This window comes from Acidobacterium sp. FHG110202_01 (assembly GCF_059115305.1).
Genome location: NZ_JBZYWJ010000004.1, coordinates 468796 through 495512, shown reverse-complemented (window position 1 = coordinate 495512; position 26717 = coordinate 468796). Strand labels below are relative to the sequence as shown.

The following is a 26717-nucleotide window of genomic DNA, read 5'->3' as shown; positions in this document are numbered from 1 at the left end:
GATACACTGCGAGAGATGAGCCAACTCAACTCGCTCGAACACGCCGCGTCCTCTTACCTGCGTTCTGCCATGCACCAGCCGGTGAAATGGCATGAGTGGTCGCCGGAAGCCTTTGCTCTGGCTGCGAAGGAAGACAAGCCTGTTCTGCTGGACATAGGCGCGGTGTGGTGCCACTGGTGCCATGTCATGGATCGCGAGTCTTATGAAGATCCGTCACTGGCCGAGGTTATCAACGACCACTACATCGCCGTCAAGGTAGACCGCGACGAGCGCCCTGATGTGGACAGTCGCTATCAGGCTGCTGTTTCCGCCATGAGCGGACAGGGCGGGTGGCCGCTGACCGCAATCCTCACCCCCGATGGAAGGCCCTTCTTCGGCGGAACATACTTTCCGCGCGACGAACGCTACGGCCGGCCCGGATTCGAGCGCGTTCTGCGCGCTCTCTCCGATGTATGGAAGACGAAGCGCGATGAAGCATTGGAAACCGCAGGCAGTGTGATCGCAGCCATTGAGCATGGCGAAAGCTTTTCCGGCCGCTCTGGGAGCCTGAGCCTCGACTTAGTAGACAAACTTATTGCCAGCGCGCTGCGTCAGTTCGATCAGCGCTATGGTGGATTCGGCTCGCAGCCGAAGTTCCCGCATCCGGCGGCCATGGATCTGCTGATAGACGTAGCCGCGCGCACCGGCAATGAGGCGGCAAAGCAGGCTGCAGTAGTCACGCTCGAAAAGATGGCTGCCGGCGGAATCTACGACCATCTTGCCGGAGGCTTCCATCGCTACTCGGTCGACGAGCGCTGGGTCGTTCCGCACTTTGAAAAGATGCTCTATGACAATGCGGAGCTGCTGAAGAACTACGTGCACGCCTTTCAGACATTTGTCGATCCGCAGTTTGCCCGCGTCGCCAAAGACATCATGCGCTGGATGGACGAATGGCTCACCGACCGCGAGCACGGCGGCTTCTATGCATCGCAGGACGCTGATATTTCGCTTGATGATGACGGCGATTACTTTACCTGGACGCCAGAAGAAGCCGCCGCTGTTTTAACCGATGAAGAGATGGCCGCAGCTGCTCTCTATTTCGATATCGGCGAGATGGGCGACATGCACCACAATCCTAAAAAGAATGTGCTGCATGTTAAGTATTCGCTCCATGAAATTGCGCAGAAACTCTCGCGCGATGTGAAGGAGGTCGAGCGCGATCTTGCATCCGCGAAGAAGAAGCTCTACGCCGAGCGCCTCAAACGGCCTACGCCGTTTGTCGACAAGACCGTCTACACAAGCTGGAATGCGCTTGCCGTTTCTTCCTATCTGGAAGCAACACAGGTATTGCAGTTGCCGTCAGTACGGAGCTTTGCGCTCAAGACGCTCGACCGGATTCTCCGCGAAGGCTGGAGCAGGGAAGACGGCCTGGCGCATGTGATTGCCTATGCCGATGGGCAGGCTTCCAGGCAGCGCGTTGCCGGAGTCCTCGATGACTACGCGTCTCTGATTCATGCCTGTGTTGACGCATGGCAGTCGACCGGTGAGATGCGCTATTACAGCACTGCGATCGAATTGGGAGAAGCGGTAATCGAGCGGTTTTATGACAAGGAAGGCGGCGGATTTTTCGATACCGAAAAACCGAAAGGCGAGGTGCTGGGCGCATTAACCGCGCGCCGCAAACCGCTGCAGGATACGCCTACGCCTGCCGGAAATCCCGCGGCTGCTTCCGCACTTCTCCGCCTCGAAGCATTAAGCGGGCGACAGGATTTCCGCGAGAAGGCCGAAGACACTCTGGAGCATTTTGGCGGCATAGTGGAACATTTTGGCCTGTTCGCAGGAACTTATGGACTTGCTCTGGTGAGGCTGCTGTTGCCTCCGGTGCAGGCTGTCATCATTGGCAATGATGAACAGGCACAGCATCTGGCGACGATGGCGACGGCCCGTTATGCAGTGAACAAATCCGTGATCGCATTGCAGTGCGATCAGGTGACTGCCGAAAACCTGCCGCCCGTCCTGGCAGAAACACTGCCCGCCCTGCCGCAGCTTCATTCACAGACCAGTTTCGCAACGGTGTGCCAGGGGAATGCCTGCCAGCCTCCGACAAGCGAGCCGGAGGAATTGCTCAGGGAACTGAGTGGCGTCTAGAAAACTTACCTGAAGATTTCTTCCAGCCGGTCCATATCGAAGCCGATCATGACCTCGTCATCGACAACGATGGTCGGCGTCGAGCGGCTGTTCAGCGCAACCAGCTCGCGCAGCGCCGCCGGATCCGTGGTCACGTCCTTGTACTCGAACGGAATCTCGTGGGTAGAAAAGAAATGCTTGGCAGCATAGCAGGGAGGGCATCCCGGCTGGCTGTAGAGAATGACACGCTTCTGAGACATAGCAAATAGTTAGATGCCGCGGCAGAAGTACGGGATTCAATGTGCCGCACGCACTGCTGCAGCAATGCGCATCGGTGGCCGTTGACCGGGCAGGTCACTGGGGAATGCTTCACCATCCTTGCCGGTGATCGCAGCCCGCATAAAGTCCATCCAGATCGGCAGGGCGGCCTTGGCTCCAGTTTCCTTGTCGCCGAGAGACTCGCGGCTGTCATAGCCAACCCACACGCCGCAGGTCGTCGAAGGCGAGAAGCCGACGAACCAGGCATCGGTATAGTCGCTGGTCGTGCCTGTCTTACCGCCGAGCGGATGATTCAGCGCAGCAGCCGCAGCGGCTGTTCCACTGTGCGTTACTTCGCGCAGAAAGACCATCATCGTCCGCGCTACCTTGGCGCTGGTTGCTTCGTTCACGTCGGGCTTGTCCTCCATCAGCGGAACGCCATCCGCTGTGGTCACACGCCGCACCAGACGCGGAGCGATGCGGATACCGTCGTTCGGGAAGGCAGAGTAAGCCGCCACCTGTTGCTCCAGCGTTGCCTCGACTGAGCCGAGCGCCACGGGAAGATACGCGGGGATGTTGGTCGTGATGCCGAAGTTGTGCGCTGTATCGATCACCTTGCGCATGCCCACGCGCTCCGCCAGCTTGATCGCTGGAATATTGCGTGAATCAGCGAATGCCTTCAGCAGCGTGATGTTGCCGAGATAATTGCCCTCGTAGTTATGCGGCGTGTAATTGCCGAAGGAAGTCGGCGCGTCGAGAATCTTCTCTTCAGGATTGGCCCCGGCTTCGACCGCAGCCGTGTATACATAGGGTTTGAACGACGATCCTGTCTGCCGCTCTGCCTGCGTTGCGCGGTTGAACTGCGACATGTTGAAGTCGCGTCCGCCGACCATGGCCAGAACATCGCCCGTGGCGTTGTCCATAGCCAGCAGCGATCCCTGCGGGCCTGAATCTTCCTCAAGCGTGCCGCGCAATACATTGCCGTCAGGCTGCCGCAGGTGAACATAGATGATGTCGCCCTGCTTGAGGAAAGCATCGCCCGTCTTGAATCCGGTCCACGCCCAGTCTTCCGGGCCGAGCACCAGCTCGCGGTTTCCAAAGCGCGCCGTCACCTGGTACGGCAGCACGCCGGTCACAAGCGCATGCACATAATCTCCAGCCTGCGGTGGAACAATCCAGTCCGGATGCTTGAAGCCTTCCATGCCCACTCCGCCCGAGATGACGTTGAGCAGCCGCCCGCGCCATCCGTGCCTTCGCTCATAGGCAACCATGCCGTCGAGCACCGCACGGTTCGCCACCTGCTGCAGGTCAAGATCGAGCGTGGTGTAAACCTTCAACCCGTCTTCATGCACCTGGTCGGGCCCAAACTTGTGCTCCAGTTCGCGCCGCACCTCCTCCACAAACCATGGAGCGACAGAGTTCGGCGGCGGTTGAATATGCAGCCCCAGCGGAGCTGAGCGCGCCACGTTGGCCTGGGCCGCGGTGATCTTGCCGTCCTCAAGCATTGCGTTGATGACCATGTTGCGCCGGCGGAAGGCTTTGTCCGGATTGAGCACCGGCGAGTATTCGACCGGTCCCTTGGGAAGGCCAGCCAGCAGCGCTGCTTCAGGAAGCGTCAGGTCATTGGCATGCTTGCTGAAGTAGTACTGCGAGCCTGCTTCAAAGCCGTAGACGCCATGCCCCAGGTAGATCTGGTTCCCGTAGAGCGTAAAGATCTGCTGCTTGGTCAGCGCGCGCTCCATCTGGATCGAGAGCAGCACCTCCTGCAGCTTGCGCCCGAAGGTCCGTTCATTGTTAAGGAACAGGTTCCGCGCCAGCTGCATCGTCAGCGTCGAGGCGCCCTGCGCGCGCGTCTTTGAAGTGAGGTCGTGATACGCCGCTCCCAACACGCGGAAGACGTTCACGCCCCAGTGGCTCTCGAAGTTCTTGTCTTCGATCGAAACGACAGCCTCACGCAGCAACGGCGAGAGACCATCATAGTTCACAGGAATGCGGCGCTCGAGCGCAAATGAGCCAAAGACGCGCCCATGCGTGTCGTAGAGCTCCGTGATGGTATTGGGGCGATAGCGCTCAAGGTCCTCAATCTGCGGCAGATTGACCGTATAGACCAGCATGAGCCCGCTGAGCGAGCCGACTGCCGCTGCGAGCAGAAGCAGTACAGCCAGCGCGACACCGCCGGCCACTTTGCGCCGCCCCGCACCGGGGCGAAAGGCGCCAGACGTAACTTGAGCGCGTTCGTTCAACAATTATGTCCAGATAGAGAGGGCCCGGCGCCGAGTTGCCTGGGGTCCCTAGACGTTCTTCTGTTTCAGCAAATCAAGTGCTTTGTTCAACTGGTCGTCGGTATGTGTTTCCGGCTTGGGAGTTGCAGCTTCATCTTCCGGCACATCCTGATCGCCACGGGATGCAACCACGACATTCGGTGTTACCGCTTCGTCCTGGATTTTCTTGCCCGAAGGAGATTCGTATTTCGCAACAGAAAGGATCAGGGCCGCGCCGTCGGGCAGCTCAATCGTCTTCTGCACGCTGCCTTCGCCAAAGGTGCGGTCGCCCACAACATCGCCGCGCTTGTTGTCGAGAATCGCAGCCGCAACCAGCTCGCCCGGGCCCGATGTCCCGCGGTTGACCAGAACAGCCAGCGGGGAAGCGGTGATGAACTTGCTTGGATCGGCGGAGAAAGTCTCCTTGCTGACCTTCTGGCCTTCCAGCATGGCAATCGTGCCCGTCTTCAGGAAGGCGTTCGACAGCCGCACTGCCTGCTGCTCGTCACCCGAGGCCACATCGCGCAGGTCCAGCAACACTTTCTTGTTGCCGTTCTTCTGCATAGCCTTCAGATGGCTCTCAATCTCGTCGACGCGCTCTTTCGTCAGCACAACGGGCTTGAGGTAGAGAATGCTCGAGTTTTCATACTGCTGTTCGCCCAGCGAAGGAGTGCCGATGACCGAGCGCGTCAGCGTAATCTTGTCCGGATCGTACTTGCCGCGGCTGGGGCGCACCAGTGAGAAGGTTACCTGCGTTCCCGGCTTGCCTTCCAGCAGCAGCTGAACCATGGCCAGCGACATCTCCCGGGTTGCCTGGTCTCCGATGGCGACTATGATGTCTCCATCCTGAATCTGTTCGTGTTCAGCCGGGCTTCCCGGCATGACCGAAATAACCGTCGCGTAGCCGCCGCGCTTTGAAACATTCAGGCCAACCTGCGCCGTTGCATGCTCGCTGGTATGCGTCTTGTAAGTGGTGTATTCGGCGGGAGTCAGGTAGCTCGAATCAGAGTCCAGGGACTCGAGCAGCCCATGAAGCGCGCCCGTGGTCACGTTGGTGAGGTTCGGCTCCGAGACATAATCACTCTGGATTTTGTGTAGAACCTCTTCGTAAACGCCCATCTGGCGGTAAGCGCCGTCGCTCTGCGAGCCCGCGCGCACGCCGTTCAGCCCAAAGCCGCCAAGAAAGACAACCGCAATAAGAAGGACGGAAATTCCGAGAACTGCGCGCTTGAAACTTTTAGACATGAATCCACTCAGACAGCCGGGAGCTGATAACGTCCATGATACTCCAGCTTATGGTTAGACGCTCATTTTCGGCGAGGGGCTATGGTCTCGGTGATTTTTCAAGCTTATGCGTGGCAGGCTCGGCGCAGGAGCACGCTTTCACCACACAGTAGTCAATCTTATAGTGCTTTCGGATCAGCTTGGCATACCCGCGCTTGAGCAGAGTCTGGCGCGTCGCTTCTTCGAACTGGAAAGATTTCGCCAGCCGCTCCACGGCTTCTTCTTTTGAGTCATAAACTTCAGAAAAATCAGGCTCCGGCGCATCGTGCAGGCCGCCATAGGCGATGTAGTGCTTTGGTGGAGTGGTCATAATATTCTGCGTCTGCCGAATATTATCCTAAAAGTTTTGAAAGGGAACGCTACTGGTGGCGGCGGGTGGGATCGAACCACCGACCTTGGGGTTATGAATCCCACGCTCTAACCATCTGAGCTACGCCGCCTGGTCTCAAAAAAGGAGGGAAGCCGCACAAAAAGCAGCTATTTCTTATGATACGGGCGATGCCCCAGCCGGTCAAACCACGTCTGTCGTTCCCTTATATGTCGTGATGGAAATCATAGAAGACACGAATGAGGTTGCCATCGGGATCGGCGGCCATAAACTCGCGCAACTTCCATGGTTTGTCCTCGGGCTCGGACAGTATCTTCGCTTGCGCGGCCTTCCACTGCGCGAAGAGTTCGTCCACCTGGGCCTTGTTGTCGAGATTCAGCCAGAAAAGAACGGGGCCTGTGTTTCCGTAGGACTCCCGGAAGGAGCGATTGGTAAGAAATAACCTGCAATTCCCCCTGGAGATACCTGCAATGCCGCCTTTGTTGTCTCCCCAATCGAGGGTGAAGCCCAGCGCATTGACATAATAGGCTGCGGATTTGTCGACGTCAGATGACGGGATTTCCGGGACAGCAGCGGGAAAAGTCATGGGGTTGTTGACCTCATCAATGCACAGTGTAGAACAGCGGTTTAACTCCTGGTTATTCTTACGCCTGCTGGTTCTGAGCATCGGGACTGTCTTGCGGCATTTGTATGTCCCCGTTGTCGTAACGATGCAGCTTTCGAAGGCTGGCTCGCGTGAGCGGTTTTCGATAACGGTGGGGCATGATGCTGGCCCGGTAATCCAGCCAGTTTGAAGCCACGATGTAGACGATAAACCATAGAGAAGCTGCCGCCATCAACGAAGTCAGCAAAAGTGACCACATCGAGATCACACCGTTCTGCAACAGTGTTGCCAGGTGTGGAATATTCATGCCGAAATAGCCGGTGATTAAAGCGCCGACGCCCAGGATCACGCTCATCATGGCGAGCCGGTTTACGGCGTCGTTATTGCGCAGCGCATAAAGTCGATCGATGTAGCCGGAAAGTTTATCGATCTGGTCTTCGAGTTTTGCTTTTGCGGTGCCAAGCTGATACGCATCGCACAACAACACAAAGCGCTCGAGTTCCTCGTCTTTGGTAGTCGGTTCGACGTGAAACCAATAGTTATTGAAATAGTGGAAGTCGGCCATTAACTGAGTGGCGAGCTGAATGTGACGATGACGCACCGCCCTTCCGGAAAACACCGGGAAAAGCTGACGGGAAACCAGAGCCGACTCTTTGGCAAACGCCAGCAGGCTGGCCCGGTAGAACAAAGCAATAATCGCGATAATAAAGTTCTTGGTGCGGAACATCCGATGAACCAGTGAGTGTACCGGAACATCCGTTACAACTCCCTTGCGGTGCGAGGGGCCCAGTTTGAAGTTTTTTTGCACTTGTTTCTGACGTTATTTTTCTGTATCTATGCTCGTCGTCGAGGCCGTGGAAATGTGGTAATCCCGAAGGGATTTCCAAAGAGTGTGGGAAGGGCGGGAAGCCGGCACTATGGCTTTCCGTGCTTTCCACACTCTGTCATTTCCATGGCCTGTTTTAAGGGCGTCGAGCGAACTTCAAGTCAACGTTCTACGCTTAGGTTTGGGAATAGACTGTTCAAATGAGCGAGAGAACAGCGAATCGTTTTAACTGGTGGCTTCCGTTTTATGGTTTGTTGGGGGCGGGTATCATCCTTCTCCCAAAGATGGTCCTCGGAAACGACATCGGAACATTTCTGGCGACAGCTCTGGTTACAGCCATCGTCGGCGTTATCCTCTTCGTGATTCTTTTCCGAACTGTGCGCCGCCAGGGCGTGGCTGCGTTGTCCATGGTGGTGATTTTTGGAGTGGCCTCCTGGCTGCTATTCAGGGTTTCTGATGACGTTCGCACGACCGGCCGATGGCTCATTGAATCGCGTAAGTATAAGGCTGAGATTCTTGCCCAACCCGACCCTGCCAACAGTGAACTGAAACATGCAGAATGGGATGGATGGGGATTTGCTGGATCTGGTGACACTACTGTTTACCTAGTATTCGATCCAAATGATTCACTAGCCGCTGCAGCCAAAAGTCGTTCCGCTGGAAAATACAAGGGCATACCCTGCGAAGTTCCTCAGGTCCGACGTTTGGAGAGCCGCTGGTACACAGTCCTGTTCTACACGGACACTGATTGGAACCACTGTAGCTGACGCGCTCGGATGCTCCATCATCGCAACATCTGCCTGGGCCTAAAACGCAGAGCTTCAACGTCGAACTCTCCGATCTCAACCTCACGGAAGAACACCTTGTAAAAGTCTTCCGCTACCAGTTCGAAGCCGAGATTCTCAAAGCGGAATACCTCGCTAATGAAGACCCGGTCCTTGTGCCAGCTAATGTCGCCGCTGTTGTTGACCCTCCGCGTCATAAAACCCGCCGGGTAGACGTACTCGATGGGCGTCCGCGGGAACATCGTGGAACTGGGTTGGTACAGACTGCCTGGCGTTGCATTGTTTAACGCTTCGTGCGGCCGCTCGTGGTTGAATATCTGCCGGAAACGGTCGAACTTCCTCTGCTGAAGCCGTAGCGTTGCAGCTGCAGGGTTCGTCGTGTCCTCCTTGAGAGTCCTATGCATTCGTTCATGACGCCCATTTTGCTGTGGCCTCCCGGGTTGGATACGTTCATGCACGATGCCCATCTTCATCCATTCAAGCGAGAGCTTAGATAATCCCAGTAAGCCCGTTCCAGCAAACGGCGCTCCATTGTCTGTTCGGATCCGCGCTGGCATTCCGTACTCGCGCATCGCTGCTTCGCATACCGCCCGGACCTGACTCAAGTCCATTCTGGAGACGATCTGGCAGCGAATCAGGTAGCGGCTGTGAGCATCAGTAATGGTGAACGGATCGCAACGCGAACCATCACCTGTACTGAAATAGCCTTTGAAGTCCATGCACCAGAGCTGATTGGGCGCAGTGACCTCCGAGAAAGGGTCCGAGTATGGTGTAGTGCGCCGCTTCTTCCGTTTGGGACTGGTCAAGCCAGCTCGCTGAAGAATGTTGCCAAACGTGCTCGCCGCGGGCCATTTTACGCTAGGTTCCAGCTGCTCCAATCTTGCCTTTAATTTCCGCGCTCCCCACGATGGGTGCCTGCTCCGCAAGGAAAGGATCGCGTTCTCGATCTTCTCAGGCGTTGCGTGAGCGCAGCTGTGAGGCCGGCTGCTCAGGTCCAGGAGGCCTTCCGGGCCAACTTCCTCGTAGCGATTGATCCATCGATAGCCCGTTGGCCGCGATATTCCGAACTCGCGACAGAGGTCCGAGACAGACATCTCCTCCTTTTGGTAACTCGACAGGAACTGCAAGCGTTGATCCACGATCCGACTCACTTTCCAGGGCATACCGCATCATCGTGCGTAAGGCCAAAGCTGAGGAACCATCAGGGTTCCGCTTCGCTGTAACGGATGTCTTTGGTCTGTTTTGTAACGCAAGTGCTAAGTACGCTCACCAGCGGATCGCCCCCCGGCGGTCCCGGAGATGCGAGTGTAGAGGTTACGTTGGAGTAGGAGGTCACCCCGTAGAGAGTTCCCTCATGCTGCCATCGTCTATATACCTGCCTTTCCATCTGGCTATGAGTAAACCCCGGATGATAGCGATAGCCTGGCCCGGCCCGGTCGACATAAAGAAGGCGGCTGAACGCAATTTCGTAATCTTCAGAAGTTTCAAATCCACGAGAGAGCCGCGTTCGGTCGAGGCTGACAAAGCTGTTCACGACCATGCGTTCATCCAAAGTGCTCTCAAATTCTTCATGGGTGTAATTGGCAAAGTGGAACAGGCTCAAGATAATCGCTGATAGCTGCGGGCGATAGCCGATTCCACGGCTTGTTTCCCATCGCTCTTGCGCGATAAGACGCTGTCCGCCGTCCGTTTCCTGCACCAGTGCAAGACGACTCGGGATACGCCCTGTCTCGATCTGACGCCCGCTGGAGGGATAAATCTTGCGCATCATTTCGTTGATCCACAGCGCCTGTGAATAAGGGATATTGTGGGCTTCCACGCCGATGGAAAGAATGCCTATTCCATTTGCGAAAATCATCAGCCCCAAATCCGTGATTTCAACCTTAGCGGATACGCCGCAGCCGTCTTCAGCTTCATAGAACAGGCGTGTGCCTGGTTTTGTCGGAATAACGTATCGATGAACAAGCGCTTCATGCTCCTGGTTCGAATCTCCCGTGTCGAAAAATGCCTTGCGGACGAAGGGATGGAAAAACATCATGTCCTCATATGCAGGCGAATGGAAATCCAGGCAGCTTTCCGGGTGCCGTTGCCACCCGCCCAACCGGGCCGCTGCCTCCGCATACTCTGGAACAACATGTCCAGTGACCCAAAGATCCAGTTTTTCGAACCAGGGCTGCGATTCGCGCCAAATCTCCGGATGCTCCTCCATCACCGCGATCCTATCGATCGATACGGGCAACAGAAAATATGTATGCAGATGGATGACTTCGGGCTCTGAGGACAAGCGAATTCCCCCTTCGCCGAAAGATTACGGTGGCGGCTATTTCATGGCATGAACGCTCGGTAAAACTATTGGGGTCGGTATGAATGAAAGGGGCTATGGGCAGAGAGTACTCCTGAGTGAGTGACGAAGCGTATGGATATCTGAGAGTCAGCTTGCCGGAAATGGCCTGCCAGCTGATACCATTCCAGCCATGAACAAACTTGCGCCATTCCTATGGTTCAACGACAACGCCGGAGAAGCCGCCGAGTTCTACCTGAGCGTCTTCCCTCACGCGCGCAAACTCGACGAACTGCGTTCCAAAGGTGTCGGTCCCTGGCCTGCTGGCAAGATTGCCACGATCACGATCGAGCTTGAGGGCCAGGAGATGGTCTTTCTCAACGGCGGTCCCGCGCATCAGCTCAACCCTGCCTTCTCGTTCTTCGTCCGCTGCGACTCCCAGGAAGAGATCGACAATTACTGGGACAAGCTGATTGAAGGCGGCAAAGCCATGGCCTGCGGCTGGCTTACAGACCGCTTCGGCCTGTGCTGGCAGATTGTGCCGCGCAATATCGGCGAGTTGGTCAGTCATCCCAAAGCCATGGAAGCCATGATGGGGATGATCAAGCTGGACCTGCCCGCACTGGAAGCCGCTGCGCGAGAGAGCTGAGAGCCGTTTCCAGTCAGAACATTTGCCGGTTCTGAGCAGGTACGGGCGAGCCGTACCTGCTCAGAATGAAATACGTCCTCCGAATTGCAGTTCACGATTATCCGCAGCTGTGCTCCCAATCGTGCCCACCGTTGCGGGAGTGCTGATGTTTGCTGCCGGGTTGCCGAAGTTCGCGCGATTTAAGACATCGAATGCTTCTGCGCGGAATTGAAAATTCACCCGCTCAGTAATCTTGATGTCTTTGAGCAAGCCAGCATCCCATTCAGAAAAAGATGGGCCAAACATCGAGTTTCTTTGTGAGTTTCCGAAAGTATAGGGTGCGGGTGCTGCGAAGGCAGCCGGGTTGAACCATTGTTTTACGGTTTTCTTTGCAGGATTCGGTGACACGCCGGCCTTCGTATCTGCGCGTCCACTGGGCCAGTTCGTTGTAGTGCTGGTAAAGCTGACGGAGTAGGGAGTGCCGCTCATCGCTTTCCACACGCCTACCATCTTCCAGCCGCCAATCAACCTGTTTAACCAGGGACCTGAGGATCCGAGAAAACGCTGCCCGGTGCCAAAAGGCAGGTTATAGCTGTAATTCAATGCCAAAGCGTGGTGGGCATAGAAATCCAGGTTGCCGTAGTCGTACCTGATGTTGCTGCGGTTGGTCACCAGCTCGTCGTTTGGTCCGTCGATGCCGAGCGCTTTCGTCCATTGATACTCTGCGTCGAACGTGAGCCCGGCAAAGCGGCGGCGGGCTCCCACCTGAAGCTGGTTCAGGTTTGTGCTTTCGCCATATTGATAGTAGGTAATGCCGGCCCATGGTTGAAAGGGCCGCGCTGCCTGCAGAGACGCAGGTTGTCCTGGTCCGCCAACAGGCTGCGGAATCGGATCATTCAGGGGGAAGGGTGTATGCAAATGTCTTCCCTCATTGCCTACGTAGCTGGCACGAAGGGCGATGCCTCCCCATGTCTCACCTTCCATGGAAAGGTTCCATTGTGTATTTCGCGGCGTCTGCAGATCGCGTTGCACGCCGGAAGCATTTGGATTCGCAGTCGCGGTTCCGCTGGACGTCGGGAATGGATTGTCGAATGTCAGTGTCGGAGTGTCTCCTGGAGCCGCGTTGTATGTCGTGCTCAGGACGAATGGCAGCTGATTGGCCATATTGTTCACGAGCACAGCCAGCGACAGGTTGTCGTAGAAGATGCCGAAGCCGCCGCGGATGACGAAGTTCTGATTGTTGAGCGGACGATAGGCAAAACCGATGCGTGGTTCGAGATTCAGGTTCTGCGTCCGGATCCAGTTGCTCATGTTGTATCCGATGGACGGGCCGTCAATGAGGGGATACTTGGCTGCGATATCGGGCGACGGTGTGCCGCGTATCACAACCAGACCGCCCAGATCAGGGTTGAAAGTGGCTAGACCGCCTCGCGTAAGTTGTGGCGTGAACAACTTGTCATAGCGCACTCCGAGATCAAGCGTCAGTTTTGGTGTGAGCGACCAGGAGTCCTTGGCATATAACGCAAAGGTTTTCGCCTGTATGTAGTATGCGAAATCGGCATTTGCCGTACCGCTGGTTGTCAGATTTCCCATAAGAAAGTCGGCAAAGGCATTGACGGGATTGTTCACCTGGCCTTTGCCGTTGTCGTATTGACCCGAGTATCGCCCATCGAAGCTGAATGTGCCTGTGTTATAGGAAGTGCCGGACTCGGCTTCTGCCAGGAATTGGCCGCCAAACTTAAACGAGTGATGTCCATACAGGATGCTCAGGTTGTCGTTTACCTGGGTTGTGTGCTGATGATTGACGCTGCTGCCCGTAGAGAAAATGCGCTGATAATTCGAAACATTCACCGTGGGCAGCAGGCCGAATCCGGAATCTGTTGCGGGCAGGCCGGGAACAAGTGAAGTTGGATCGATGCCGTTGTTTTGATCGATGCGCGGATCCGCTCGCTTATTCAGGCCAATCACAAATTCATTGACGATCGAGTTCGAGATGGTACGGGTGTAATTGCCTGCAAACTGGTTGATGATGTTACCCAGCTCCTTATAGTTTCCGAACTTGTCAGTTCCACCCTCATCGAAAGGCGCCGGATCGCGGCGGTTGTTATAGAAGCGGAACATCAGATGGTCTTTCTGCGTTGCCTGATAGTCGCCGCGTATGGAAAAACGTGGGTCCAGTTCCAGTGTTGGGCTGCTGAACGTAAAGTTGTTGCCCAGGCCGGTAGAGGTTGCCGTGTTGGGCGTGGAATAAAACTTGAAGAAGTTCTGACTGATCGCGCTGATACGGCCCTGCGGAATTTTGTTGTCCGGGAATGGAGTCCCGGTAAGAGGATCATAGATCAGCGAAGGATGACCGGCGTAGGTGGTGTATTGCGAGAAGTCGCCATTCAGGAAGGCGGGCAGCGGCATAGCGTATTGCCGCGTGACTGTCGTCAAGCTGTGAATGTTCTCGAAGGTTGTGAAAAAGAAAAGACGATCGTGGAGAAGAGGCCCGCCAAAGGAAAATCCATACTCATGACGGTTGAAATCAGGAATTCTTGACGTCGGAGTCAGGAAATAGTTGCGTGCCTGAAAGTAGCGATTGCGATTGAAATAGAATGCGCTGCCATGGAAAGTATTCGTCCCGGATTTAGTGACAATGACAACCTGGGCTCCACCACTGCCGTACTCGGCGGGCGCATTTACCCCAATCGTATTAAACTCGGCCATGTCTTCAAGTGACGGCACCTGATCGGACATGCGGGCATTCACGATATCGTCATTCGAAATACCATCGATGGTCTGGTTGGCTCCCCCTTTGAAACTCCCGCCTGAGATAAGCGCATTGGAATTCGGGCGCTGTACACCCGGAGCCAGGCCAAGCAGGGAATAGGCATTTTCGCGGCCGTTCAGAGGTGTCTGCTCGATTTGCTTGCCATCGACGATGTTGCCAACATAGGTGGTGTCAGTCTGGATAAGCGGAGTCTGCGACGTTACCTGTACAGTGGCGCTGGCTTCGCCGATACCAAGTGAGAAATCTTTGCGCAGAACCTGCTGAATATCCAGATTGAGATGACTGACAACCTGCTTTTGAAAGCCGGCGGCTGTGACGCTCAGCTCATAAGTTCCAGGCTGGATATAGCTGAAGGTGTAATCGCCGCTGGCATTGCTCGGCTGTGTCTGAACGACTCCGGTTGCTTCGTTGCGCAAAGTTAACGTAGCGCCTGGAATTACGCTTCCGCTGGCATCCGTGACGTGCCCAACGAAACTGCCGCTTGTTGTCTGCGCATATCCCGGAAGGGAGATAAAGGCTGCTGTAAAAACTAACAAGGCGCAAAAATATGAACTCGCAGGAAGAGCTTTTTTTCTCTTTGCGGGAGAATCCGCCGCCTCAACATTCTTGCCTGGTATCGCTATCAAGTCGCGTACTGATTTAACCAGGACCATTCCTGCCAATAGAACCTCCAGAACGGCCCTATGAGAAACCGCAACGAAAAGCAGATGCTCTGTTGTCATTGATTTTTCCCCGAAATCACGTCATATCCGCAGCACAGGACTAACGATCAGTTCACGCCGGGTGGTAGAACTGACAAGCAGCCGGTTGTTCCCTTGAGCTTCGATATTGGCCATCAGCGGTATCGGAAATTTTGCCATGCCTTATGGAATCGTTACCACGAATAGAACAAAATCTTCGGCTACTCATAAAAGACATGTCAAGATGCAAGAGCAAAAGCGTACCGCTTATCGGGATGATCGATCTCAATGACAGCCTGCATGAACGCAGTGAGCGCTCAGGAATCCCAGGGACGGGTAGTAGCAGTCCTGCGATTTCATAATCCAAAGGGTCGAAGTTCCGGCCGATCCATGGATTCACTGCCAGCCAGTTTTCACTGCTCACATGTGGCAGGAGAAAATTAACTATACACCGTATATCGAATTACTATACAGTGTATATCTAATGAAGGAGCAACCAACAGCCGAACGCATCTCCGAAGAGGCGCTCAGGATTCTCGAAAAGGAAGGCGAGGACGCCGTCAGCATGCGCCGCGTCGCGCAGGCCGTCGGCATCACGCCCATGGCCATCTACCACCATTTCCCCAATCGCGAAGCGCTGCTCAATTTTGTCGTGGATCGCGAGTTCGCCAAGTTCCTCGGTTACATCGAAGCCCGCCCAACGCGCGGCTCCATGGAATCCCGACTGGCGGGCTGCATGGATGCTTATATCGACTACGCCTTCGACCGGCCGCGCATCTTCGACTATGTTTTTTCCGAGCCGCGCCCCAATGCCCGCCGCTATCCCGACGACTTCCGTGCGCGCCGCTCTCCCACACTCAATCCCATTGCCGACCTCGTGGCTCGGGCCATGGATGCCGGCTTTCTGAAACGTCACGACATCTGGGAGATCGCCATGCAGCTCTGGGCGCACGCTCATGGATACGTCACCCTCTATCGCGCCGGACGCTTCAATCTGTCTGAAGATGAATTTCGCGCGCTCACCCGCCGATCCATCAGGAGAATGATCCATGGTCTTAAAGCCCAGTAATTCTGCTCTTGCTGCATTCTGCCTCGCGCTCTCTGCTGCGCTGTTCTTTCTCGGAACAGGCCTCGCGCCCTTCTGGCTGCTTACCTGGCTGGCGCCCGTTCCAGTGTTGTGGATTGCAGCGCGCATCTCAGGCAGTGAAGCCTTCTTTATTGCAGTTGCTGCCTATGCGCTGGGCGGGCTCAATGAGTGGAGCTACTCGCGCAACGTCCTGCCAACATGGGTGGTCGTGTCCATTCTGCTCTTCAGTTCCTGTATTTTCGGAGTGGCCGTGCTGCTCTTCCGCAGCCGCATCTTGCGCGGAAAACTCTGGCAGGCCGCTCTGATCGTTCCCGCCTTCTGGGTTGCCGTCGAATACATTGTTGCCATCACTTCTGTGCACGGCACCTTCGGCAACATCAGTTATTCGCAGATGAATTTTCTCCCCATCGTGCAGATCGCCTCAGTCACCGGCATCTGGGGCATCAGCTTCTCCATCTTTCTTTTCGCCGCTACAGGAGCTGCGCTTCTCAGTTCCGGTTCTGCCTCGGCAAAGGTTCCGCTGGCGGCCGGCGCTTTCGTTTTTCTGGCCGCGGTCCTCGGTTTCGGAATCTGGCGTCTCGCCGCAACACCGAAAGATGCGCCCACAGTCAAGGTCGCGCTCATTGCATCGGATGAAGCAGCAAACCTGGTCGGCCACACTCCTGAACAGGCGCAGCTCATCTATCAGCGCTACGCCGAACAGATGAAGCCGTTAGCTGCGCAGGGAGTTCAGGTCTTCGTTCTCCCCGAGCACAGCGGCCCGGTCACAGACGCATCGCAGGCAGATTTCGACAGCTATTTCGGACAGATAGCAAAGCAGAGCGGAGCGTATGTTGCCATCGGCATCGACCGCAACACATCCAATGCTTCCTGGAATCAGGAGCGGCTGTACTCACCTGAGGGCGCATTTCTCGCTTCCTACAACAAGCATCATCTTCTGCCGCGTTTAGAGCTGCAATCCTCCGGCACCACGCGCACTGTTGTTCTCGAGTCCACCGGTAAATGGGGGATGCAGATCTGCAAGGACATGGACTTTCCCCGTCTGAGCCGTCAATATTCTCAGGACGGCATCGGGCTCCTGCTTGTGCCTGCATGGGATTTTGTAGATGACGGCTGGCTGCATGGGCGCATGGCTGTTCTGCGCGGCGTCGAGGGCGGATTCAGCATCGCGCGCTCCGCCAAGCTCGGCATTCTTACCGCGACGGATGACCGCGGCCGCGTCCTGGCGGAACGCAATACGCTGCAGGTTCCATTTGCAACCGTGATAGCTACAATTCCCGTCCGCCACGATGCCACCATCTATTCGCGCTTCGGCGACTGGTTTGCCTGGCTCGACCTGGTTCTGCTCGTTGCACTGCTGGCGATGCCGCTGGTCCCGCGCCATTGATTACACTAGCTGCAGGAGCATTTTCTTGCCGGACAATCAGCGGATCCTTGCCGTCATTCCCGCACGCCTTGCCTCCACGCGCCTGCCGCGCAAAGTGCTGCGCGAAATTGCCGGTGAGCCCATGCTGGTCTGGGTCTATCGTGCCGCGCGCGCCTGCAGGCAACTCGATGAGGTGCTCATCGCCACCGACTCAGACGAGATCATGGACTTCGCCCACGCGCGCGGACTTCCTGCCGTCTTCACCCCCGAGGATTGCCCCAGCGGGTCCGATCGCGTCTATGCTGTCGCGGAGGCCATCCCCGCCGATATCTACGTCAACATTCAGGGCGACGAGCCATTGCTGCGCTCCGAACATCTCGACGCGCTGCTCGCTCCCATGGAGCGGCCGGAGGTGCAGGTAACCACACTCTCCACGCCCTGCGCTCCCGATCAGATCATGAACCCAAATGCTGTAAAGGTCGTAACTGCTGTTGATGGCCGCGCCCTCTATTTTTCCCGCGCCACCATTCCCTATAACCGCGACAGCGCCGAAGGCATCACCTACCAGAAGCATCTCGGCATTTACGCCTATCGCAGGGCAGCCCTTGAGCGCTTTCCCAAGCTGCCGCCAAGCCAACTGGAGCAAATCGAAAGACTGGAGCAGCTCCGCTTTCTCGAAAACGGCATCGATGTCTTCGTAACCTCCACTCCATACGACACCATCGGCGTCGACACAGAGGAAGATCTTGCGGCTGCCGAACTCCTGCTGCAGCAACGAAAATAAGCGCTGAAATTCACTGAATCTTTCATGAGACCTGCAGAATCCTAATGCCTGTAAGTTGTAAAATACTGAATTAGTTGTTGCAACAAGTTTTAATTGAAAAATCAAAAAATTCCGTCAGTTCTGTCGATTTTTGACGAACTTCTTCGTTATCCGAAGAGAAAAGAAACGCAGAGGAGATATTCCAATGGCAAGCTTACTGTTAGTTGAATCCAGCCCGCGCTCTGGATCGGTTTCGAGCGCCGTGGCCCGCGAATACGTAACTGAGTGGCAGCGCAAGTATCCGAACGGAACCGTCGTCCGCCGCAATGTCGCTGCAGAGCCCGTTCCCCATATCACTGAGGCGTGGGTCGGCGCCACATTTACCCCCGAGGAGAACCGCACGCCGGAGCAGAAGCAACTGCTCGCTCTCTCTGACACCCTGATCAAGGAGCTCGAAGATGCCGGCACCATCGTCATTGCTGTGCCCATGCACAACTTCGGTATCTCCGCCCATCTCAAGACCTGGATCGATCAGATTGTCCGCGCCGGACGCACTTTCACCTACACCGCCGAAGGACCGACCGGGCTGCTCGATGAAAACAAGAAGATCATCTTTGTGCTTGCGCGCGGTGGTGCCTACTCCGGCCAGTCCCCTTACAGCTCCTTTGATCAGCAGGAACCCTATTTGCGTGCTGTCTTCGGTTTCATCGGCCTCAAGAACGTGAACTTTGTTTATGCTGAAAACCAGTCGCGCGGCCCCGAAGCCGCCGAGCAGGGAGTCAAGGCCGGAATCGAAGCCGTCCTGGCCCTCGCGTAAATAGTTGTCATCCTGAGCGAAGCGCGTAGCGCAGAGTCGAAGGACCCGCAGGAACTCGAGAACCTGCCCTGAGTAAAAACCAGAGCGTTCCTGCGAATCGTTGCGAAGCAACGACCGCTTTTCGCTCCGATAGCTCAAAAAATTCTCCCCGGCCCTGTCGATTTTCGGCAGGGCTTTTCGTTATTGGCATGGAACAATTCCCATACAAGGGAATTTCCAGGAGGATAACGATGCCACAATACCTGCTTTTATTGCGCGACAACGGAGAAGCCTGGGCAAAACTCAGCCCTGAAGAACTGCAGAAGACAACCGAGAAGTACATGGCATGGCGCCAGAAGCCATTCACCCTCGACGGCCACCGCCTCGACATGCCGGGCCGTGTCATCCAAAAAAAAGCGAATGGTGTTTCCGTCAGCGACGGCCCTTTCAGCGAAGGCAGGGAAGTGCTCGGCGGATTCTATGCGATCGAAGCTGCGAATTTCGATGAGGCCGTAAAGCTGGCACTCACCAATCCGCACGTCGATTTCGGCACCATCGAAATAAGGGAAATCGTGCAGCGCCCCGACATAGAGCCGAAACAGTCGCACAAGCAACTGGAGCATGTTTCCTGACCACCAATGACCGAATCGAGCAGTCCGGTTCTCCTCGACCACCTCTTCCGCCGTCAGGCCGGCAGAATTGTCTCCTGGCTCGCCGGATTGCTCGGTCCGCAGCATCTCCAGCTGGCAGAAGACTCCGTGCAGGAGGCCATGCTGCGCGCCATGCAGGCATGGCCGTTTCAGGGAGTTCCTGAGAAGCCCGAAGCATGGCTCTTCCGCGTAGCGCACAACTATGCCATCTCGGTTCTCCGGCGTAGCACATCGTTTGAGAGCAAGACCGACGCTCTGACTGCGCTCCTCGAAGGCGGAACGGATAGCCTGGCCGACATCGGCATTGAGCATCACCTCCGCGACGACGAGCTGCGCATGATCTTCATGTGCTGTCATCCCGCGCTTCAGGAAAATGCGCGCGTCGTCCTGGGCCTCAAGCTGGTGGGAGGATTCAGCTCCGGCGAGATTGCGCGTGTCTATCTTGCCGATGAGAGCGTCATCGCGCAGCGCCTCGTGCGCGCCAAGCGCCAGATTCGCGACCAGAACATCGCACTCTCCATGCCGGATGGGACAAAAGCCTGTGACCGCCTCGATTCCGTCCTCAATGTCATTTATCTGATGTTCAGCGCCGGATACGCCGCTCACTCCGGCGAAGAGCTGATGCGCCGCGATGTCTGCATGGAAGCATTGCGGCTCGGCAAGCTCGTTGCCGATTCATCCATGGCCGCGCCGCGCGTCGATGCGCTGCTCGCGCTCATGGCATTGCAGGCTGCACGCTTGCCCGCGCGCACAGATGCTTCAGGCGATCTCGTCCTGCTTGAAGAACAGGACCGCAGCCTTTGGGATGATGCTTTGATCGCGATGGGTTTTCACTATTTCGACCGCTCCGTCACTGGCGAAGAAATCTCCGAGTGGCACGTGCAGGCCGCTATCGCCGCTGAATACGCCAAGGCCAAAGCACTGGGCATGATTGACTGGCTCGCGATTCTCGATCACTACGATCAGCTTGTGGCGATGAATCCATCACCCGTCATAGCGCTGAATCGAGCCGTAGCTGTAATGAAGGTGCATGGAGCAGAAGCTGCATTAACAGAAATCGCCCCACTCGAAATCCATCCCGCGATGCGCGAATATCACCTGCTCCCCGCGGTGCGGGGACGAATACTGGCCGAACTTGACCGCCATCTTGAAGCCGAGCGTGCCTTCCACGCCGCCCTGGCCTGCGACTGCTCTCAACCCGAACGCCGCTTCCTCGAAAAACAACTGGTCGCTGTTTCGTCCCCAAAGAAATAGCAAAGGCTCTGCGAGAACTCTGTGTTCTCTGTGGTGAAAAATGTTTTGTGGCGTATCTTAGCGCCCTTAGCGTCGATCGGGGTCCCCAGCACACGCGATTTTCGTGTGCTGGGGTGATTGGCGGTAGATTTTTGAGTGGTAGTTCAAGGCTGAGGCGACCGATACACCACCCCATCCTTCATCACGAAATCAACCTTCTCCATCACCGAAATCTGATCCAGTGGATTGCCCGGCACCGCCACAATATCCGCGAGCTTCCCTGATTCAATCGCACCGACCTTGTCATCCATCTTCATCAGCTTCGCCGCCTGCAGGGTCGCAGCCTCAATCGCCGCAGCCGGACTCATACCATCGCGCACCATCGCGGCAAATTCCTTTGCCGGATTAGTCGTCCACGGAAAAGCTCCGGCATCCGTGCCAAAGGCGATCTTGATATGCGCATCCATGGCGCGCCGGAACGTATCGGCATGGGTCTTGATCATCTGCTGGTACACGGTGTTGCCGTCGCTGGCGCGGCCTTCCGCCACCGCCTCAAGCGCATAGGTCGTAGGCACGTACCAGATGCCCTTGGCCGCCATTGTCTTCAGGTCTTCAGGAGCGATGTAGTCGCCGTGCTCCAGCGTGTCCACGCCCGCAGTAACGGCGTTGTGAACGCCGTGCAGTCCCATGGCATGCGCGGATACAGGATGGTTCTCCCGGTGCGCCTCATCCACAATCGCTGTCAGCTCATCGAGAGTAAAGGTCGGAATATCATCGAGCACGCCATCCGGACGCAGAAAGTAGCTGTGATCGACATACACCTTGATCCAGTCCGCCCCATAGGAGATCTGCTCGCGCACCGCCTTGCGGCACTCATCCGGCCCATCGCAAAGCTGAACTCCATGCGGCACATCGAGCCCGTAGGTATACCCAAGCAATGGATACGCCCCCGTCACATCAAGCGCGCGCGTCGCCACCTGCATGCGCGGCCCGGGAATGACACCCTGCTCGATGAGGTGCTTGATATCGACATCGGCATAAAGCGCGCCCTCGGTCTCAAGATCGCGGATTGTGGTGAATCCATAATGGAGCGCTTTGCCCGCAGTCGCTCCGCCGACAATGGCCCGGTAGGCGAGCGACTGCTTCAAAAGCTGATTGGCATAGTCAGCCGCCGTAGCATCGCCCTGCAGTATCACATGCGTATGTGTATCGATCAGCCCCGGCAGGCAGGTTTCTTTGGAGAGATCGGTGACAGCCGTACCCGCTGACGCTTGCTCTCCGGGCTGCACGCTCACAATTTTATTCCCCTGAACTTCAATGACAACATTCCTCCGAAGCGTGCCGCTGGCGCTATCGAAAACAGCTCCGCACTTGAGATAGTGTGTGTTCTGCGCGTGCAAAATCCCGCAGGCAAGCAACAAGGCAGAAAAGATCGTACGGCGAACCATGGAAGTCATTGCGGGGAAGATATCACAATCGGCAGAAAAATCTAGTGTTCCATCCGCGATTCAGCACTGCGACTTTAGAGCAGGGTAATTACCTCTGCGAAACCTCTGTGCTCTCTGCGTCCTCTGTGGTAAAAAGCTTTTTCTCTCATTGCCAAAGCTTAATACTCCAGCACAGCCACCCCATACCCCGGAAGCGCCACAGAACTCCGCGAACTGCCCGAAGCAAGTAGATCGTTCATCGCACGCGGCAGCGTGACACTCACATCCGTCTTGTTGTGATTGATCAGAATCAACACCGATCTGCCCTTGCCGGTGCGGAGGCATACTTCGACTCCCTCCGGAGCATTGGGCACAACCGGCTGCACGCTGCTTTGTTCCAGCAGAGATGAAGTCAGCTTCGCCAGCAAAGCATCATCCAGCCATGCTCCAACGTAGGTAATGCTGCCCTTGCCCACCTTGCGCGTGATCGCTGCAGGCTGGTTATCGAGCCAGCCGTTGCTCGCGCCATAATTCAACAGTGTCTTCGTCTCCGGAGATTTGGTGCTGAGCTGCTCCGCCCACATCGAAGCCGTGCCTGATCCCAGCTCTCCACTCACCAGAACCTTGTTGTCCAGCGCATAGAACTGCTCCACGCGCCCGCCAAGCGCCTCCGCCAGCGGCCCCGGCTGGCGCTCGACATGGAGAGCGTTGTACTCATCCTTCATTCCCGAGCGCGGCCCCAGTACCAGATTGCCACCCTGCCTCACATACGCCAGCAGATGTTCGGCAACATCCTTCGGAAGCACATTCAGCCCCGGAGCAACCACAAGCTTGTACTTCTCGAGCGGTGCATGCGCCGAAATCACATCCACTCCCTGCGCCTGGTTGCGCAGAGGCCTGTAAAACGCGACCATCTCCGCAGTAGGGTCGAAATCGCGATTGTGCCGCTGGAAGTTGATCGCCCAGCGGCTGTCAAAATCATTGATCAGCGCAACCGGCGATTCCGGCGAAGTTCCGGCCAACGCCTTGCCCGCCTTCTCAAACTCATCGCCAATCCGCTTCACCTCGTCATATACCGGAACCGGCGTCCCATCCGCGCCCACCAGCACGCCGTGGTATTGCTCCTGTCCGTTGAGAGCGCTGCGCCACTGCCAATACTCCACCGCATCCGCGCCATGCCCGATCGCCTGCCACGCCATATCGCGCACCTGCCCGCGGTCGATCGCCCCATTGATGCGCTGCCAGTTCACAAACGCAGGCTGCGTTTCCATCACCCAGAAATTTTTGTTTTTGAATCCGCGCGTAAGGTCATGCCGCGCTCCGTTGTCGATGTACTCATAATGGCCGCCCACATAGTCGTCCCACGCCGCAATATCAAGCACCGAATGGACGACGTACTCATCGAAGCCATCAAACCAGCCCATCGTGTTCGTCGTAATGAACTGACGCTTGTCCGCATGCGGACGGATCGCGCTGATCTGGTTTTCCGAATAGCTCTTCCACGTATCGCTGACAAAGTGCTTCCAGTCGAGCAGCAGCGCCGGATTCTCTTCTTTCTCCCTTACCGGAATCTCGTCGAAGCTGTCATAGGTCTGGCTCCAGTAAGCAGTCGTCCACTTGTTGTTCAGGTTCTCCACTGTGCCGTACTTCTTCTTGAGCCACTCATGGAACTGCGCCTTCGCCTCAGGATCGAACGACGGCGCAGCGTATTCATTGTCAAGCTGCCACCCAACCACATTAGGATTGTGTCCGTAGCGCTCCGCCATCTTTTCTGCAATTTCATGCGCGAACCTGCGGTAACGCGCGCCGGCAAAGGAAAACTGCTGGCGGTTGCCGTGCTCATCGCGCACGCCATTCTCATCCATGCGCAGCGTGTCCGGATACTTCGTCGTCATCCATGCCGGAGGAGCGGCCGTCGGCGTCCCCAGCACCACGCAGATATGGTGCTTCGCCGCCTGCTCAACCGCATGGTCGAGCCACGCAAATTCGTAGCGGCCTTCCGCCGGTTCCATCGTGCTCCAGGCAAACTCGCCCACGCGCACCAGGTGGATATGCGCCGCTTCCATCAGCGAGAGGTCAGCTTCCCAGCGCGACTCCGGCCACTGCTCCGGATACCACGCCGCCCCCAGCAGAACCGGCGGCATATCAGAGTAAGCCGTGGCCTGCGCCGCAATCGGTTGTGCCGAAGAAACAGAAAGCAGCGCAGCAATAATAGCGGCAGCAAAACAGCGAAGGCACTTCATGTAAGCGATTACCTCCATGAGACAAAGCAGCTACTTTGAATGTGCTGCTCAAATCAATTAGCGAATCAGAATGTCCGCAGCAGGATAATCGATTCCATCTACTTTTGTATCGATTTGCGGAAGGGAAGGAGTCAGCGTGAGCACTTCCGTCGAACCGTTCTCGAGCAGCACCGTATCCTCGACCTTCGCCCCGCGAATGCTCGGGTTCCAGGCGAATGCTTGCGGATCGGCAACCGTTTCGCGGCCAGTAGGTGAGGCTACCCATTCGCGCTCCAGATACCCGGCAGGCCCGCCCTGATGATGCAGCTTTTCTCCGTCTGCATAGCCCGCGTCTTTATATGCCTGTTCAGCAACTGCATAAAGCTGAGCTGAAGTCACTCCCTTGCGGCCGGCATGCAGAAGCTTCGCATTCACATTCGCGCAGGCCGCGAACGCATCGGCCAGTTCCTGCGGGGGAGCGCCGAAATGCACATAGCGGGTGATCGAAACCGCCAGCCCCCATTTGCGTGCGCAGAGGTTCAGCATCCCGTAGCGCTCGAGAACGCCACCCCGCGCCACCGCATGCTTGTATTTGCGAATGCGGTCATCCACCGCCATCAGCAGCACGGTAGGAAGGATTCCTTCACCCAGAAGGCGAGCCGCTACAAGACCGGCCATTTCGTCTTCCGTGATTCCCGGCTCAAGCTCAAACAGTGTTTCCTCTGTGATCTTCGCCGTATGCTGCGCGACCCAGCGGAAGCGCAGGATCTCAGCCTTCGTCAGCGGCGCACGCAGTGGCGCAAGATCAACATCCGTGAAACCTGCCAGAGCAAGGTCAGTTCCTGCTTTGCCCGCACCCACAATTCTCCGGACAGCATTGCCCGTATCAGCCTCATACCAGGGCGACACAACAGCCTCATAGCCCAGGCCCTGAAACTCCTCATCGGCCAGTCGCGCCGCCTCATTGTTCGTCGTCAGATAAAATTTGCGCCCATCGCGCGTTAACAGCAGCGAAACCACCCCGGTTCCCTGAGGAATGGCGACCCGCGCCTCAACCTGTCCCGCCGTGGTCCACGCCAGATTTTCATTGCGCCGGATCAGAATCGCGTCCAGCTTCAATTGATCGAGCAGCCCCGCCAGCCGCGCCTGTTTTTCTTCAAGCTCGGCGGCGCGCAGCTCAGGACTGCTGACGGTATGGAGAAGGTCGATCGTGGTCGGGGCAGCTTGCTGTGTCGGGTTCGTCATAGTCCCTTGAACTAAATCGATTTCACAGGGACAACTCTATCGCGTGCGCCGCAAATGTGCAAAAAAAGACAGCCGCCATACAGGCGGCTGTCTCTCAATCCAGGCGGAATTCTTACCGCTGAAGCCTGATCGAATTACGCAGACGGAAGGTGATGACTGTCTCGGGCCCGAGCGTAATGTCGCGGTTGTTTCCCGTCAATCCCGCTCCAGCCGTTCCAGCACCGCCTCCCGCCAGCGCGCCAATTACTGCGCCCTTGCCGCCTCCGGCCAGGCCGCCGACCAGAGCGCCAAGTCCAGCGCCGCCGCCGATGAATCCAGCCGTGCGCTTGCCCTTGCCGGTGGTCTGCTGGGCAAAGGCGCTGGTCGTGATCGGATAGCTCGTTCCCCGAATATTCACCGACTGCAGAACGATGGCCAGGCTGGCCGCGCCCTTGAATCTGCCCGCCGATTTAGCGTCAGTCACCGTCCCGGATACAGCCGAACCGGCAGGGATTGCTGTAACTCCGCCGACCACGACCGAGTTCGACAGCGTGCCGTTAAAGCCCTCGCCCGGGCTGCTGGTCTTTGAGCTGATTGCATTGCCGAGCCGTACAGACAGCCTGGTGCCTGCGGGAACTACGATTGGTTCAGGAGCAGGTGGCGGAGCCGGAGCTTCGGCAGGCGCGGGAGCTGGAGCAGCCGCAGGCGGAGGGGCTGCTGCCGGCGCAGGTTGCGAGGAAGCGGACTGCGCAGGCGCAGGATTCGACGCAGCCGGTGGTGGAGCGGCCGGCTGCTGGCTCGCATCAGGCTGGGCGGGCTGACTTTGCGGAGTGGCCGCAGGCTGCTGCGCCGCCTGTTGCTGCTGATCTGTAGAAGATTTGTGGCAGCCGGAAAATAGCAAACCCGCCGAGAGCAATGTCGTTAACAGAAGCTTTTTACGGACCATAACCTTTGACCTTTCGTCGTGCACGTGGGTTCTAACACTCTCTACCGCCCGAAGATTACCACTCTTTCCCAATCTCTGCACGCGGGCAAAGACGGTTTGCTTTTCATCGAGATGCGAACAAATCCTGCTCAGTCTGCCTGAGCGCGGCGATTGGAATCGAAGGTCTTCATCGGAAGTGACTCTCCTGAA

At 56.8% G+C, this 26717-nt stretch carries 22 protein-coding genes and 1 tRNA gene; 9 read left to right on the top strand and 14 right to left on the bottom strand.

Going from position 1 to position 26717, the window contains the following annotated elements:
* Nucleotides 1–15 precede the first annotated feature (15 nt).
* Nucleotides 16–2127, top strand: a complete 2112-nt coding sequence (locus AC5S16_RS11120) for a thioredoxin domain-containing protein (protein ID WP_493930130.1) — start codon at nucleotides 16–18, stop codon at nucleotides 2125–2127.
* 5 nt (nucleotides 2128–2132) lie between these two features.
* On the opposite strand, the gene AC5S16_RS11115 is transcribed toward AC5S16_RS11120, so the two are convergent.
* From AC5S16_RS11115 to AC5S16_RS11085, 7 genes are all read right to left on the bottom strand, one after another.
* The gene (locus AC5S16_RS11115; RefSeq protein WP_493930129.1) at nucleotides 2133–2366 is read right to left on the bottom strand and encodes a glutaredoxin family protein; all 234 of its coding nucleotides are present in this window, start codon (nucleotides 2364–2366) and stop codon (nucleotides 2133–2135) included.
* A 36-nt stretch (nucleotides 2367–2402) separates the two neighbouring features.
* The gene (locus tag AC5S16_RS11110) at nucleotides 2403–4607 is read right to left on the bottom strand and encodes a penicillin-binding protein 1A (RefSeq protein WP_493930128.1); all 2205 of its coding nucleotides are present in this window, start codon (nucleotides 4605–4607) and stop codon (nucleotides 2403–2405) included.
* Nucleotides 4608–4655: 48 nt separating this feature from the next.
* Nucleotides 4656–5870 carry a S41 family peptidase gene (locus AC5S16_RS11105; RefSeq protein ID WP_493930127.1) on the bottom strand — a complete coding sequence of 405 codons (1215 nt, stop codon included), beginning with the start codon at nucleotides 5868–5870 and terminating at the stop codon, nucleotides 4656–4658.
* 79 nt (nucleotides 5871–5949) lie between these two features.
* Nucleotides 5950–6219, bottom strand: a complete 270-nt coding sequence (locus AC5S16_RS11100; protein ID WP_493930126.1) for a hypothetical protein — start codon at nucleotides 6217–6219, stop codon at nucleotides 5950–5952.
* Nucleotides 6220–6272: 53 nt separating this feature from the next.
* Nucleotides 6273–6349 (bottom strand) — tRNA-Met (locus AC5S16_RS11095).
* 93 nt (nucleotides 6350–6442) lie between these two features.
* On the bottom strand, nucleotides 6443–6823 hold the full coding sequence (locus tag AC5S16_RS11090; protein WP_493930125.1) for a bleomycin resistance protein: 381 nt from the start codon (nucleotides 6821–6823) through the stop codon (nucleotides 6443–6445).
* A gap of 58 nt (nucleotides 6824–6881) precedes the next feature.
* Nucleotides 6882–7568 (bottom strand): CorA family divalent cation transporter, encoded by a 687-nt coding sequence (locus tag AC5S16_RS11085; protein WP_493930124.1) that lies wholly within the window; start codon nucleotides 7566–7568, stop codon nucleotides 6882–6884.
* A gap of 299 nt (nucleotides 7569–7867) precedes the next feature.
* Between AC5S16_RS11085 and AC5S16_RS11080 the strand changes: the two genes are divergently transcribed.
* Entirely contained in the window at nucleotides 7868–8434 is a 567-nt protein-coding gene (locus tag AC5S16_RS11080; protein ID WP_493930123.1) for a hypothetical protein, read from the top strand.
* A 17-nt stretch (nucleotides 8435–8451) separates the two neighbouring features.
* Here the strand turns inward: AC5S16_RS11080 and AC5S16_RS11075 are convergent, their stop codons facing one another.
* Entirely contained in the window at nucleotides 8452–9615 is a 1164-nt protein-coding gene (locus tag AC5S16_RS11075; protein WP_493930122.1) for an IS481 family transposase, read from the bottom strand.
* Nucleotides 9616–9653: 38 nt separating this feature from the next.
* Nucleotides 9654–10736 (bottom strand): hypothetical protein, encoded by a 1083-nt coding sequence (locus AC5S16_RS11070; protein ID WP_493930121.1) that lies wholly within the window; start codon nucleotides 10734–10736, stop codon nucleotides 9654–9656.
* Between the two features lie 190 nt (nucleotides 10737–10926).
* Between AC5S16_RS11070 and AC5S16_RS11065 the strand changes: the two genes are divergently transcribed.
* On the top strand, nucleotides 10927–11382 hold the full coding sequence (locus tag AC5S16_RS11065) for a VOC family protein (protein WP_493930120.1): 456 nt from the start codon (nucleotides 10927–10929) through the stop codon (nucleotides 11380–11382).
* Nucleotides 11383–11442: 60 nt separating this feature from the next.
* Here AC5S16_RS11065 and AC5S16_RS11060 read toward each other — a convergent pair whose 3' ends face one another.
* A complete protein-coding gene (locus AC5S16_RS11060) occupies nucleotides 11443–14670 on the bottom strand; it encodes a TonB-dependent receptor (protein WP_493930119.1) in 3228 nt (1075 codons plus the stop codon).
* Nucleotides 14671–15298: 628 nt separating this feature from the next.
* Between AC5S16_RS11060 and AC5S16_RS11055 the strand changes: the two genes are divergently transcribed.
* The 6 genes from AC5S16_RS11055 to AC5S16_RS11030 all read left to right on the top strand — a co-directional run bounded on the left by AC5S16_RS11055 (nucleotide 15299) and on the right by AC5S16_RS11030 (nucleotide 20730).
* Nucleotides 15299–15883 carry a TetR/AcrR family transcriptional regulator gene (locus AC5S16_RS11055; protein ID WP_493930118.1) on the top strand — a complete coding sequence of 195 codons (585 nt, stop codon included), beginning with the start codon at nucleotides 15299–15301 and terminating at the stop codon, nucleotides 15881–15883.
* A complete protein-coding gene (locus tag AC5S16_RS11050; protein ID WP_493930117.1) occupies nucleotides 15864–17288 on the top strand; it encodes a nitrilase-related carbon-nitrogen hydrolase in 1425 nt (474 codons plus the stop codon). The genes AC5S16_RS11055 and AC5S16_RS11050 overlap by 20 nt, the downstream gene beginning before the upstream one ends.
* Before the next feature lie 25 nt (nucleotides 17289–17313).
* The gene (kdsB, locus tag AC5S16_RS11045) at nucleotides 17314–18051 is read left to right on the top strand and encodes a 3-deoxy-manno-octulosonate cytidylyltransferase (protein ID WP_493930116.1); all 738 of its coding nucleotides are present in this window, start codon (nucleotides 17314–17316) and stop codon (nucleotides 18049–18051) included.
* 184 nt (nucleotides 18052–18235) lie between these two features.
* Nucleotides 18236–18847, top strand: a complete 612-nt coding sequence (locus AC5S16_RS11040) for an FMN-dependent NADH-azoreductase (protein ID WP_493930115.1) — start codon at nucleotides 18236–18238, stop codon at nucleotides 18845–18847.
* 230 nt (nucleotides 18848–19077) lie between these two features.
* Nucleotides 19078–19458 (top strand): YciI family protein, encoded by a 381-nt coding sequence (locus AC5S16_RS11035; RefSeq protein WP_493930114.1) that lies wholly within the window; start codon nucleotides 19078–19080, stop codon nucleotides 19456–19458.
* Between the two features lie 6 nt (nucleotides 19459–19464).
* Nucleotides 19465–20730 carry an RNA polymerase sigma factor gene (locus AC5S16_RS11030; RefSeq protein ID WP_493930113.1) on the top strand — a complete coding sequence of 422 codons (1266 nt, stop codon included), beginning with the start codon at nucleotides 19465–19467 and terminating at the stop codon, nucleotides 20728–20730.
* 143 nt (nucleotides 20731–20873) lie between these two features.
* Here the strand turns inward: AC5S16_RS11030 and AC5S16_RS11025 are convergent, their stop codons facing one another.
* The 4 genes from AC5S16_RS11025 to AC5S16_RS11010 form a co-directional block, all read right to left on the bottom strand.
* Nucleotides 20874–22157, bottom strand: a complete 1284-nt coding sequence (locus AC5S16_RS11025) for a metal-dependent hydrolase family protein (RefSeq protein WP_493930112.1) — start codon at nucleotides 22155–22157, stop codon at nucleotides 20874–20876.
* A 158-nt stretch (nucleotides 22158–22315) separates the two neighbouring features.
* Nucleotides 22316–24379: a beta-galactosidase gene (locus AC5S16_RS11020; RefSeq protein ID WP_493930111.1), complete on the bottom strand. Its 2064-nt coding sequence runs from the start codon at nucleotides 24377–24379 to the stop codon at nucleotides 22316–22318.
* A gap of 57 nt (nucleotides 24380–24436) precedes the next feature.
* Nucleotides 24437–25603: a M24 family metallopeptidase gene (locus AC5S16_RS11015; RefSeq protein WP_493930110.1), complete on the bottom strand. Its 1167-nt coding sequence runs from the start codon at nucleotides 25601–25603 to the stop codon at nucleotides 24437–24439.
* A gap of 112 nt (nucleotides 25604–25715) precedes the next feature.
* Nucleotides 25716–26528 (bottom strand): hypothetical protein, encoded by an 813-nt coding sequence (locus AC5S16_RS11010; RefSeq protein ID WP_493930109.1) that lies wholly within the window; start codon nucleotides 26526–26528, stop codon nucleotides 25716–25718.
* Nucleotides 26529–26717: the final 189 nt, after the last annotated feature.